This window comes from Candidatus Kapaibacterium thiocyanatum (assembly GCA_001899175.1).
In the GTDB taxonomy this organism is placed as follows: domain Bacteria; phylum Bacteroidota; class Ignavibacteria; order Kapaibacteriales; family Kapaibacteriaceae; genus Kapaibacterium; species Kapaibacterium thiocyanatum.
Map to the genome: position 1 here is coordinate 153584 of MKVH01000021.1, position 13316 is coordinate 166899.

The 13316-nt window shown below is 59.8% G+C and carries 9 protein-coding genes and 1 tRNA gene; 5 read left to right on the plus strand and 5 right to left on the minus strand.

What is annotated here, in order from left to right:
• The first annotated feature begins 71 nt into the window (after nt 1-71).
• On the plus strand, nt 72-2375 hold the full coding sequence (locus BGO89_06995; GenBank protein OJX57712.1) for a hypothetical protein: 2304 nt from the start codon (nt 72-74) through the stop codon (nt 2373-2375).
• Between the two features lie 67 nt (nt 2376-2442).
• Nucleotides 2443-4413 (plus strand): hypothetical protein, encoded by a 1971-nt coding sequence (locus BGO89_07000; GenBank protein ID OJX57713.1) that lies wholly within the window; start codon nt 2443-2445, stop codon nt 4411-4413.
• Here BGO89_07000 and BGO89_07005 read toward each other — a convergent pair.
• A complete protein-coding gene (locus BGO89_07005) occupies nt 4397-5713 on the minus strand; it encodes a hypothetical protein (GenBank protein OJX57714.1) in 1317 nt (438 codons plus the stop codon). The two genes, BGO89_07000 and BGO89_07005, sit on opposite strands and share 17 nt — an antisense overlap.
• 224 nt (nt 5714-5937) lie before the next feature.
• Between BGO89_07005 and BGO89_07010 the strand changes: the two genes are divergently transcribed.
• Complete coding sequence (locus BGO89_07010; protein ID OJX57715.1) at nt 5938-7212, plus strand: hypothetical protein; 1275 nt, start codon at nt 5938-5940, stop codon at nt 7210-7212.
• Nucleotides 7213-7538: 326 nt separating this feature from the next.
• Here BGO89_07010 and BGO89_07015 read toward each other — a convergent pair.
• A tRNA-Val gene (locus tag BGO89_07015) sits at nt 7539-7612 on the minus strand.
• A gap of 101 nt (nt 7613-7713) precedes the next feature.
• Here BGO89_07015 and BGO89_07020 point away from each other — a divergent pair.
• Both BGO89_07020 and BGO89_07025 read left to right on the plus strand, forming a co-directional pair.
• Nucleotides 7714-9828 carry a sodium-translocating pyrophosphatase gene (locus tag BGO89_07020; GenBank protein ID OJX57716.1) on the plus strand — a complete coding sequence of 705 codons (2115 nt, stop codon included), beginning with the start codon at nt 7714-7716 and terminating at the stop codon, nt 9826-9828.
• A 543-nt stretch (nt 9829-10371) separates the two neighbouring features.
• Complete coding sequence (locus BGO89_07025; GenBank protein OJX57717.1) at nt 10372-11292, plus strand: hypothetical protein; 921 nt, start codon at nt 10372-10374, stop codon at nt 11290-11292.
• 14 nt (nt 11293-11306) lie between these two features.
• Here the strand turns inward: BGO89_07025 and BGO89_07030 are convergent, their stop codons facing one another.
• From BGO89_07030 to BGO89_07040, 3 genes are read right to left on the minus strand one after another with little or no spacing between them, the layout of a single operon-like run.
• Complete coding sequence (locus BGO89_07030) at nt 11307-12365, minus strand: arsenical-resistance protein (protein OJX57718.1); 1059 nt, start codon at nt 12363-12365, stop codon at nt 11307-11309.
• Nucleotides 12349-12864 carry a protein-tyrosine-phosphatase gene (locus BGO89_07035; GenBank protein OJX57719.1) on the minus strand — a complete coding sequence of 172 codons (516 nt, stop codon included), beginning with the start codon at nt 12862-12864 and terminating at the stop codon, nt 12349-12351. Before BGO89_07035 ends, BGO89_07030 begins: the two co-directional genes overlap by 17 nt.
• Complete coding sequence (locus BGO89_07040) at nt 12861-13262, minus strand: transcriptional regulator (protein ID OJX57720.1); 402 nt, start codon at nt 13260-13262, stop codon at nt 12861-12863. Before BGO89_07040 ends, BGO89_07035 begins: the two co-directional genes overlap by 4 nt.
• Nucleotides 13263-13316 lie beyond the last annotated feature (54 nt).

The following is a 13316-nucleotide window of genomic DNA, read 5'->3' on the forward strand; positions in this document are numbered from 1 at the left end:
TATGCAATAACGGTATTTTGTCTCCGGTTGTCATCGTCGAGATTGTTTCTCAATACATCCGGAGCAGTTCCATGCGAACGTCTTCATCGTGGCGGCTCCTACTGCTGACGCTCTTCCTTTCCATCAGCAGTTACGCCCTGCAGGCGGCAGCCCCCCGTACCCCCCTCGAGTTCAATGCGATCGTCGACGGGGCCCCGGGACACCAGGTTGTCCTCCTGAAATGGTTCGCTCACCCAGAAGGTGATCGTCCCACGGTATTCGACATCTACCAGGCCAGCGGCGAAACGGAAGTCCTCGCCAACTTCACGAAGGTCGGTTCCGTCGAAGCCGATCCCCAGCATCCCTTCCCGGAGCGGGAATACATCACCTATCTCGTCACGGACCTCGAGCCCGGCACCTATACCTTCTTCGTGAAGGCGGGTAACGCCGATGGCTTCAGTGAACGTACGCGGATTCGCGTCGTCGTTCTCAAGGAAGCCGGCGCTACCCTCGAATTCGTGACCGAGCCCGTCAAGACCGGTGTCGTCGGTACCGCATACCGATATCCGGCCAGGGCCACGGGTGGCCTCAACCAGGCAATCACCTATTCCCTGGTCCACGGACCCGATGGCATGACCATCGACGCCCGTACGGGTGTCATCGAATGGATGCCGTCGGCCGCAGGTCGTTTCGAAGTCAAGATCCGCGCGACCATCGGCGCCAATGGCGTCGTGACGGCCGAAGCGTTCCAGAGCTTCGTCATCGAAGTGAAAGGCCGCGACGACGATCCGAATCGCGAGTGTGCGGCCGTCGTCGGCAAGGCACTCTTCGACGACGTGAATACCGTCGTCATGGATGGTACGGTCACGGCATTCCGCCGCGACTCCGTCCGCGGAGACCGCGATACGGTGTGGCGCGAAGTGTGGAAACCCGTCGCAACGGCCCCGATCCAGCAGAGCAACTTCTATCTCAAGCTTCGTGCGGGCGACTACAAGTTCCTCGCCGAAGGCAAGAGCTTCAATCGCGAATGGTATGAAGACGTCGTCGAACTCGGCGATGCGAAGGTCGTGACCCTGACGTGCGAGTCCACCCTGGACCTCATCATGCACCTCACGGCCAAGCCGGCACCGAAGATCCATGTCGTGGAAGGCCGCGTCACGGATGCGGAAACGGGTGCAGGACTGCGCGCCGTGGTGACCTTCGAAGCACGTACCCGTGACAACGTCGATCGCCGCTGGCTCTCCGTCCGCGTCGAAACCAATGCCGAGGGCAACTTCCGCGTCGAACTGCCCGAAGGCATCGGCTTCATCGCCTTCGCACGCGCCGCCAAGACGCGCGACGGCGCGAATACCGACCTCTACCTGACGGAATGGTGGCAGGAAACGCACGATGCCACCCAGGCAACGGTCATCACACTCACGGAAAACAAGGGTGATTTGAACTTCACCCTCGACAAGCGCCCGACCTACGAGAACGGCTTCGGCGGCACGCTCAAGGTCGAAGCCACGGGTGAAGGAACTCCGGGCAAGGTGACGGCATTCCTGCTCATCGCACGCGGCAACGACGATGAACGCCACAGGGTTCCCGTAGCGTCCGTGGAAACGGACAGCCTCGGCAACTACCACTTCGACAATCTCACACCGGGTGTCTACCTCGTCTTCGGCGCACCGAGTCAGCGTCCGAACGTACCCGGCTGGTACGTGATGGGCGCAACGGCGGCCAAGTCGTGGAAGGATGCCACGCGTATCGAAGTCGGAGAAGTGATGCTCACGGTCCAGCATGACATCCTCCTCCGTACGGGCAACACCGAACGCGGTCGTGGCCACGCTCGCGGCAGGGTCTTCGATCGTCGTGACGGCGGCATCGTCGTCAAGGACGATCGCACGGAAGGCATGGGCGGTCTGGCCGGCGCCCTTCTCATCGCCACCGATAGCGAAGGCACGATCGTCGACTTCTCCATGTCGGCCAACGAAGGCGGATACGAAATGACGACGCTGTCGGCCGGAACGATCACGCTGACGGTGGACCGCTTCGGCTTCGAACCGGGAACGCAGACCATCGACGTCGCAGAAGGCGGCGATGTCTCGGCGGACTTCGGTCTCGCCGGTACGACGACGGGCGTCGATAATCCGACCGATCCCGTAGCCGCCGGCTACGTACTCTATCCCAACCCCGCGAACACATCGGCGACGTTCTCCTTCCCGTCCATCCAGGGCAAGGCGAACATCCGTATCGTATCGATGACAGGCATGGTTCTGGCGACGCAATCCGTTGACGTTCTCCCGGGCACATCGTCCGTAACGCTCGACACGTCGAACCTGCCGATAGGCATGATGCTCGTGCAGATTTCCAACGGCACCCGCGGTGCCACTCTCCCATTGGTCATCTCACGCTGATTCGGCGAACATGAGCATCCGAAGGCCCGTCCGCATCATGCAGACGGGCCTTTGTTTATTTTCAGACATGAGACCATCGCCCGTCAGCCTCGCCCTCCGGATCCTCCTTCTGATCATGGCCTCCATGGGCACCGCCGCCCAGCCGATCAGCACACCGACCGGATATCGTCAGCAGCCGTTCGACGTGATTTCCTATACGCTCGATGCCACGATCGCCGAGCCGTCCACGCGGATGATCAGGGCCACCGTCGTGATACGGGTGGCATGGACAGTCGCGGCAACGGACGCTTCCTTTCCCGTACATCTGCGCGACCTGACGATCGATTCCGCCCGTCTCGACGGTACGAGACTGCAGGTCGTGGACGAGGGACAGCCTGCGGACGCGACCTATCATCATCGTATCGTGCTGAATCGCACGACCGCCCCGGGCGATACCCTCGACATCGTCGTCGACTACTCGGGCACGATGACCGCGGAACCCGGTACATCGCCCTGGGGCGGTGTGCACTATCAGGACAACGTCCTGTATGCGATGGGCGTCGGCTTCAGCGCCAACTACGTCTCCACCACGCAGCACTGGCTCGCGTGCTACGACCATCCTTCGGACAAGGCCACCTTCGACGCCACGTTTCGGGTTCCGCGATCGATGGTCGCGGCATCCGTCGGACGTCATACGGATGTCGATTCCTCCGGCCCTCTCTCCGTCTGGCACTGGAAGGAAGATCATCCTGCGGCGACCTATCTCCTGACGTTCGCGGTAGGCCCGTTCGCGAAGCTCGATCTCGGCACCGTCGACGACATTCCGCAGGTGGCCTACGTCCTGCGTCGCGATACGATGCGATCGAAGGTCTCGTACGGCCTCGTCCCGCGCATGACGGCGACGTTCGCACGGCGCTTCGTCCCCTATCCGTTCGACAAGGTGGGCTACGTCAACACGCAGCTCGGCGCGATGGAACACCAGACGCTCATCAGCTTCCCCGTCGTGATCGCACAACGTCAGGATACCGTCAACAGCACGGCAGCGCACGAGCTCGCCCATCAGTGGTTCGGCGACTACGTGTCCCCACAGGATTTCAGGCATGCGTGGCTGACGGAAAGCTTCGCCACCTTCTGCGAGGCGCTGTGGTCCGAGGAACTGTCCGGTCGCGACGAATATCTCAGGGTCATGGAAGACAAGGCCCGTCAGTACATCCGTACCATCGCGCCGGGCGAAGGCATCTTCCCGCTCTACGACTTCCCCCGGCAGGCACCGTCATCCAACTATCCGCAGACGATCTATCAGAAAGGCGCCGTCGTCGTGGGAATGCTCCGTGCGATTCTCGGTGACTCGATCTTCTTCGACGGCATGAGAACCTATCTGCGACGCCATGCCTACGGCAACGCCACGTCGGACGACATGCGCAACGTTCTCGAAGAAGTCAGCGGACGCGACTTGTCGGAGTACTGGAATGACTGGATCCTCGGAATGGGTTGGCCACGCATCACGACGACGTTGATCCAGGAAACGGATCGCTGGCGCGTACGCGTCAGCCATATCGCGACCGATGCCCTGTGGCCGGACTTCCATACCCTTCCCCTGAACGTGACGTACAGGAACTGCCTCGATCCCAATGCGGGCGCAGATTGCACGGTCGACACCGTCTTCACGATGGATCGCGATATCGAGTTCTTCGTACAGGATCCGTCGACGCTCCGCATCAACAGCGGCACGAAGTGCCGCAGCCTCGTCGAGGTGGCCACCGTCACGAGCATCGGCATGGAAGAACGTGGCGGCACGGCCTCGCACGATACGATGACGCTGGCTCCCAATCCCGTTCACGACGATATCGTCGTTCGAAGGTCGACGACGAAGCCCGCGTCCGCAGCCGTCATCGAAATCGTCGACATGAACGGACGCATCGTACAGTCCACGACGATCGGTGCAGGCCAGGAACGAACGCGGCTGACGACCACGGGGCTGCCAGCCGGTTCCTATATCGTTCGGATGAGCGTGGACGGGAAGGCGGTCCTGTCCGCACCGTTCACACGTTCATTCTGATCCAGCGTCCGATATCGCGGAAGGTCGGCTTCTTGCCGTAGGACAGGATGCCGATACGATAGATGCGGGAAGCCAGCCACACCGCGCCGAAGAACGTACCGATCATCAGTACTATGGAGGCGAGGATCTGCCATAGCGGTACGTCCGTCGCCGCCACGCGCACCGTCATCAGGATCGGCGAGAACAGCGGTATGAGGGAAAGGACGACGGCCAGGGTACCGTTCGGAGATGCGATCACGTTACCGATGAACAGCATGGTCAGGATGACGGGGAACGTCACGGGGAACGTCAGTTGATTCGCATCGGCTTCCTGATCCACCGCCGAGCCGACGGCGGCGAAGAGCGTCGCATAGATGAAGTATCCGCACAGGAAGTAGAAGACGAAGAGAACGAGGCTCGGCAACGAGAGCGCGGGAATGCTCGTGATCTTCGTGAACATGGCCGCCTTGTCGGCACCAGGCCCGCCCGACATCGCCGCCATGGCCTGCGGGTCGACGGTCGCACCACTGCTGCCGATCAGCAGACCGATGATCATCATCGCACCGGAACCCAGCACGATCCACATCACGAGCTGCGTCAGGCCCACAAGACCGATGCCCACGACCTTGCCCATCATGATGTGATAGGGTCTGGCCGACGAAGCCAGCACTTCGACGATGCGATTCGCCTTCTCGTCCACCACGCCCCGCATCACCATCGTGCCATAGAGGAAGATCAGGATGTAGATGATGAAGCCTGCCGCATATCCCACTGCTGCGGACACGGTGCTGGCATCCTCCTCCACACCCTTGTCCGTGATCTTCAGTGCCGAGATCTCCACGCCCTGCTGCACCAGTCGTATCACCGACGTATCCGCACCCGCGCGTTCGAGGCGGGCATCGACGACGAAGGGCTCGATGGATTCGCGTACGTTCTGTTCGAAGGAGATGCCCGAACCACCGCGTGAATACATCGTCACGCGGCCCTTGTCCAGAATATCGGCCGGAATGATGACGTAGGCCTGGAGTTCTTCCTTGCGGACGGCTTCGGCCAGATCCTGTTCGCTGCGTTGTCCGCCCGTGGTGAACAGCGCCGTATCCGACGCGACGATGGACGCACCCAGACGCCCCGTACGATCCAGCACCGCCACCTTGCCATTGGCGCCATCGCCTGCGAGCATCATCGCCAACGCGGGAATCAGGACGAGCAGGGACATCGCCAGCGGGCCGAGCAAGGTACTGAGGATGAACCATTTGCTCCGGACGCGGGTAAGGTATTCATGAGAGATGATGACGCCGATCTTCGTCGTGGCAGCCGACATATTCCATTCCTTGACAGATGATGATGCCTGTTGGCGCCGGCAAGATAGGCAGGTGCCAGCGGACGAACGGTACGTGCTTCCCGCCTTCGGGATACAGTCGAAACGATTCGGGGCGATGAAACCTTCATCATGGTACCGTTTATCGCAATCCGAACGGACAAAGCTTCGTCCGTTCGGACAAAGCTTCGTATTTTGATGTGCTATTTTCGTTCGGAGAGACCCCAATGAGCAACATCCTGCATGAAAAGCTGAACGCCCAGGTCGATGCCCTGCGTGCGACTCGCTCCTCACTTCTCAAAGAGCACGGCGAAACGGTTCTGGGCTCCGTCACCATCGAGCAGGTTCTCGGCGGTATGCGCGGTGTTCCCGCTCTCGTCTGCGATACGTCGAGCGTATCGGCCGACGAAGGGTTGCGTATCCGTAACATCCCCATCATGGAGCTGACGGACTCCACGCCTGAAGAGACCTTCTGGCTGCTCGTCACCGGCCAACGCGCCACGCCTGCCGAACTCACGGCCCTGCGTGCCGAATTCGCCAAGCACTATGCCGTTCCCCAGTACGTGATCGACACGCTCAAGGCGATGCCCAAGGATTCCCATCCCATGGCCATGCTCGGAGTCGGTCTTCTGGCGATGGAGAAGGAATCGGAATTCCGCGCCGGATACGATCAGGGTGCAGGAAAGGACAAGCTCTGGCAGTTCATGGTCAACGATGCCGTACGCCTCATCGCGTCGATCCCCGGTATCGCTGCCGCCATCTACCGCATCCGCTACAACAAGGGCGACATCATCGCTCCCCTCGCCGGCGAGCAGGATCTCTCGAAGAACTTCGCCCATATGCTGGGTGTGAGCAACGACGAAACGTGGAAGGAACTCGTACGCCTCTATCTCGTGCTCCACAGCGACCACGAAGGCGGTAACGTCAGCGCCATGACGTCCTACGTCGTGAGCTCGGCACTGAGCGATCCCTACTACAGCGTCGCCGCCGCCATGGGCGGTCTTGCAGGCCCCCTCCACGGCCTCGCCAACCAGGAATGTCTCGGCTTCATCATCAGCGTCAAGGAAAAGTTCGGCGGGGTTCCGACGGACGAACAGCTCCGCGACTACACGTGGGAACGCCTCAACAGCGGCCAGGTCATTCCGGGCTACGGCCATGCCGTACTGCGCGTGACGGATCCCCGCTTCTCGGCCTTCCACAAGTTCGCAGAACAGCACAACATCAAGGACGACAACGTCCAGATCGTCCAGAAGATCTACAACATCGTTCCCGGCGTTCTCCGCGAACACGGCAAGGCCAAGAATCCCTGGCCGAACGTGGATGCATACTCCGGCTCGCTGCTCTACGCCTACGGCATGACGGAGTTCGACTTCTATACCGTGATGTTCGGTGTGTCCCGCGCTATCGGCCTCTGCTCGCAGATGGTCGTCAACCGCATGATGGCCGCTCCGATCGTCCGTCCCAAGTCGCTCACCCTCGCCGAGCTGGGCTCGAAGGCATAAGGACCTGCCGGACTCGTTCCGGCCGGTGATACATAGACGTACCTACGGAAATGCCTGCTCCCCCGAGCGGGCTTTTCTGTTCAGGACACAGGATTCTCTACGACGCAATCATCGCATGCATTCTTCGCCGACTTCCATCGCAGTATCGTCCGCATCATCCACGGCACCGGTATACGGCATGCGCATGACGCATCCTGCAGTGGACACTGACGTCGTTTACGTTGCTGTTCGTCGTGGCTGGAAAAAGGCGGCTGGCGTGGCGCCGATGATTCCCTGTGAAGCCGGGAACCTTGTATCTTTGCCGCTCGGAGGACGGGGAGGTGAAGTGGACTCTACTGGATTCGAACCAGTGACCTTTACGATGTCAACGTAACGCTCTAACCAACTGAGCTAAGAGTCCGTCATCGAGAATGGCAAAGTTAACAAGGTTTGGTCCTCAAAAACAACAACGAAAACAACGAACATTCAGTTATTCATCGCAACAACCTTTAAAGGGAACGTATGATCCTCTCGGTGATCCTCGGACTCGGTGTGCTCTCGCTACTTGTGGCGGCATTCTACCGCCAGCGCGTGCTTGCTGTAAAGATCGAGGACGGCGCTGCTTCGGCGGATGAAGTGACACGTCTGACGGAGATTTCTTCGGCCATCGCCGAAGGCGCAATGGCATTTCTGAGCCGTGAATATCGTGTGCTCGGCATCTTCATGGCATTGTTTGCCGTCATCATCGCCTTTACGGTACAGGACGGTCTGTACACGGCCGGTGCATTCCTCATCGGAGCGTTGATCTCCGTGATCAGCGGCTTCATCGGCATGCGCATCGCCACGAAGGGGAACGTCCGTACCGCTGCCGCGGCACGCATATCGTTGCCGAAGGCATTTTCGGTAGCCTTCGAATCCGGCATCGTCATGGGCTTCGGCCTTACGGGGCTCGCCGTCATCGGCCTCGGCCTCGTGTGGCTCGGCATCGTCAACATCCTGCCGGGAGTCGAACCGCACATCCAGATGGAAATTCTCTCCGGCTTCGGCCTGGGTGGTTCCGCCGTCGCTCTCTTCGGCCGTGTCGGTGGTGGCATCTACACGAAGGCTGCCGACGTCGGCGCCGACCTCGTCGGTAAGGTCGAGGCAGGCATTCCCGAAGACGATCCGCGTAACCCCGCCGTCATCGCCGACAACGTGGGCGACAACGTCGGCGACATCGCGGGCATGGGTGCCGACCTCTTCGGATCCGTTGCCGAATCCACGTGTGCGGCCCTGGTCATCGGTGCCGTGGCCTTCGCCACACTCGATGAAAGCATCCGCCTCCAGGCACTGCTCTTCCCGATGCTCGTCAACGGTATCGGCATCGTCGCTTCGATCATTTCCCTCTTCTTCGTACGACCCAAGTCGGAAGAGAAGGTCGAAGGCGCACTCAAGATGGCCCTCATCGTATCGACGCTGCTCATGCTCGTCGGCCTCTACCCGGTCACGATGAGCATGCTGCCCGCCACGTTCGCCATCGGCGACGTCACGTCGTCCAACACGGGCGTCTTCATCGCACTGGCCGCCGGCCTCATCGCAGGTCTCGCCATCGGTCTCATCACGGAATTCTATACGTCGCACCGCTACTCGCCCGTGCGTCAGGTAGCGGATGCATCGAAGACCGGTGCCGCGACGAACATCATCTACGGTCTGGCTCTCGGCTATAACTCCGCCGTCCTGCCGATGCTCCTCATCGCCATCTCCGTCGTCATCGGCTATTCGTTCGCCGGTATGTACGGTATCGCACTGACGGCCATCGGTATGCTCGGCACCATCGCCGTCGGTCTCACCATCGACGCCTATGGCCCGACGTCCGACAACGCCGGTGGTATCGCCGAAATGGCCGAAATGGGCAAGGACATCCGCAAGCGCACGGACGCACTCGACGCCGCAGGCAACACGACGGCCGCCATCGGCAAGGGCTTCGCCATCGGTTCGGCAGCGCTCACGTCACTCGCGCTCACCAGCGCATTCATCACGCGTGCCCGTACGGTCGATCCGACGTTCACGGTCATCGACCTTCTCTCGCCTACCGTTCTCGCCGGCCTCCTCGTCGGTGGTGCCCTGCCCTTCGCCTTCTCGGCAATGACAATGAAGAGCGTCGGCAAGGCCGCCTTCGACATGATCGAGGAAGTACGTCGTCAGTTCCGTACCATCCCCGGCCTCATGGAAGGCAAGGGACGCCCGGAATACGGCAAGTGCGTCGACATTTCGACCAAGGCATCGATCCGCGAGATGATCGCCCCCGGTCTCCTCGTCATCCTCACTCCCCTCGTCGTCGGCTTCCTCTTCGGCGTACAGATGCTCGCCGGCCTGCTCATCGGCGCCCTCGTCGTCGGCGTCATGCTGGCCATCTCCATGGCCAACTCCGGTGGTGCATGGGACAACGCCAAGAAGTACATCGAAACCGGCGTACTCGGTGGCAAGGGTTCGGACACGCACAAGGCCGCTGTCGTCGGCGACACGGTCGGCGATCCCTTCAAGGATACCTCGGGTCCGTCGCTCAACATCCTCATCAAGCTCATGGCCATCATCTCCCTCGTCTTCGCCCAGGCCTTCGCCCAGAACGGCGGCATCCTGCTCAAGATGTTCAAGTGAGGTAGTCTGAGTTCAAGTCGCTATGGACCTGAACCCTCTGATTAACGATCTGATATCTTACGACAGATCATACGAGAGCCCGATATGCGAATGCATGTCGGGCTTTTTCGTTGCGAGTGCCGTAGACAGGGTTCGAGTCCTGCCAGGACTCGAATCACGGTGACATCGTTCGTGGATGTCGACCGACACGTACGTCGAGAGCCCCCTTCACCACCACGACATGTCATGACGGAAACATGTCATACCTTGGGATAGTATCGTACGGCAACGATGGGCGCACTACACCCCGCTTCCTCCGATCGTCCGATAGAACCTCATTCAATCAAGGAATCTCGACACGGAAGGTATGGCAACATGATCTATCGTCACCAGTTCGGCATTCACTGCTGCCTCCTCCTGTCGCTGCTACTGTCCACTTCGTGTGATGGAGGGGCGAGTGTCCGGGAGCGGGAGAAGGCACATACGCGTGAAGGAATGTCAGATGGGCAACCAAAACTCGTACGAACGCGAGGCTCGGACCAGTACTCCAACGTCTACTGCGCATTGGAAGACAAGGCAGGCAATCTCTGGTTCGGTACGACGAAGGAAGGAGTCTATCGATACGACGGAAGGAGCTTCACGCAGTTCACCATGAAGAATGGTCTGAACAGCGATACCGTACTGTCCATCATGGAGGATGGGGCCGGCAACGTCTGGTTCGGCACCGCAGACGGGCTGTCACGCTACGATGGGAAGACCATCAGCCGCATCCCGCTCGTCGTACCCCATACCGGCTACCTCCAGCCCTCCGGTTCGTCGATCGATACACCTCCCGCGAAGAACATGGTATGGAGCATGATGCGGGACAGGAACGGACAGCTCTGGTTCGGTACGACCGATGGCGTCTATCGCTACGACGGCACCTCATTCGATCGCTTCCTGGACGATGCCCGCATCGTCAACAAGGATGACCTGCATCTCAGGATGGTCGACTGCATGATCGAGGACGCAGGCGGTAATATCTGGTTCGCATCGGGAATGCTGCCTGGAATGGAAGGTATCATTCGTTACGATCCGGCAACCGGCATCATGACCCGCTTCAAGCCCGGTGGCGAAGGATGGATACGTCGCATGGTATTCGACGGGAAGGGTCATCTGTGGATCGGCACGAGACATCGCGGAGCGTGGCGATACGACGGGCATACGTTCATGCAGGAGAAAGACGGGCTCGGCTGTCCCCAGATCATGGACCGCGCAGGCAACATCTGGTTCGGCGGCAGCGAGAACAAGGACGGCTACAGCTCCGACAACGGCATATGGCGTTTCGATGGAAGATCCTACACCAACTTCACCACGAAGGACGGCCTCGGGAACTACGGAACCTGGTGCATGCTGCAGGACAAGGCCGGGCGCGTCTGGGTGGGGACGAGGAACGTCGGGTTGTACCGTTACGACGGGAACCGTTTCATCGGACTATCGGAGTAGACGGCTGCCACGTCTCAGATGCCTCCGTGTTCATACCATCCTTTCGTTCGGTTCACGATCGCGACGACGAAGAGCATGATCGGAACTTCTACCAGCACACCTACGACAGTTGCGAGTGCCGCGCCCGATGTGATCCCGAACATGCTGATCGCAGCCGCGACGGCCAGCTCGAAGAAGTTCGATGCACCGATGAGACAGGATGGTCCTGCGACGGTATGCGCTTCCCGTACCGACCGATTGAGAAGGTAGGCCAGTGCTGCGACGAAGATGACCTGGATGACGATAGGTACGGCCAGCATTCCGATGATCAGTGGCTGCGCGAGAAATGCGGTCCCCTGGAATGCGAATAACAAGACCAGCGTGGCGAGAAGTGCTGCCGTGGACCATGGCCCCGATCGTCGGAGAACGTTCTCCAGTACTTCCGGCCCCGCCGCTCTCAGCCGTGATCTCCATATCTGGGCGATGACGACCGGTATCAGGATATACAATCCTACCGACAGGAGAAGAGTGCTCCACGGTATCACGATGGAAGAGACGCCCAGGAGCATCCCGACGATGGGCGCGAAGGCCAGAACCATGATCGTATCGTTCAGAGCTACCTGCGTGAGCGTGAACAAGGGATCGCCATCGACCAGTTTACTCCACACGAAGACCATCGCCGTACACGGTGCGGCGGCGAGGAGGACCAGTCCTGCTATGTAGCCATCATGCTCGACGGCAGGGAGATACGGAGCGAATACGATACGGATGAAGAACCATCCGAGAAAGGCCATGGAAAGCGGTTTTACGGCCCAGTTCACGAAGAGAGTGACGGCGATCCCCCTCCAATGACGTCGGACCTCATGAAGTGCTCCGAAATCCACTCTCATGAGCATCGGCACGATCATGACCCAGATCAACAGCCCGACAGGAATGTTGACCCTGGCGACTTCCGCCGAACCCAGGACCTCGAACAGTTCTGGGAATAGCCTGCCAAGTCCGATTCCTGTTCCGATACATGTCAGGACCCACAGGGGAAGATATCGCTCGAAGAAACCGATGGCAGTCGGCCTGTGTTCAACCATGCATACCATCCATCGCTTTGCGGATCGATAGTTCGTCGAGAGAAGCCAGTGGAAGGCTCATGAAGAAGCGAACCCTGTTCATGATCTGATTGAAGATGTCGTCGAACATGACCATCTTCTCGGTGTCGGTCCCGTGCACTGCGGCAGGGTCTTCGAATCCCCAATGGAACGTCATGGGTGTACCGGGCCATATCGGACATACCTCGCCACCGGCACGATCGCATACCGTGATGATGAAGTCCATTGCGGGTGCTCCAGGCAGGGCGAATTCGTCCCAGCCCTTGCTCCGAAGGCTTTCCGTAGGGTATCCCAATGTCCTGCAGAGCTCGAGGGCGAAGGGATTCACGATGCCTGTCGGATGACTTCCAGCACTGAAGGCCGTGAATCTGTCCTTGCCGATCGTGTTGAATATGGCCTCCGCCATGATGCTTCGAGCGGAGTTGCCGGTGCAGAGAATCAGGACGTTGTAGTGTTCCCCGCCGACGGTATGGGAGTGCGGTATCGTCATCGTTTCCTCACCGGATTCCTGGCGACGGATTGTGCGGATTCCTTCCTCGTGGTCGTCGTCGCTTTCTTCTTCGGAAGATCAATCGTTACCGGACTGCAGACAGGCAGGCATGGCATGCCACCACAACAGTTCTCCGTCAGATAGGCGATGACGTCGTTCATCCTCCCGAACTCGGCGGAATAGTGGAGGTATCGCCCCGAACGACGTACGTTCACCAGACCCGCGATGGAGAGTTCCTTCAGATGGAAGGACAATGACGCCGGAGGTATTCCGATCGAATCGCCGATCGCACCCACGACCAGACCGTCCGGACCAGCTTGTACGAGCAGGCGATACACCGACAGTCTGGTTTCGTGTGCGAGCGCGGTCAGCGCAGCAACGACAGTTTTCGATTCCATGATTCGAATATAATTGAATTATCGAATTCCATGACCATCGAACGATCTTCGTGC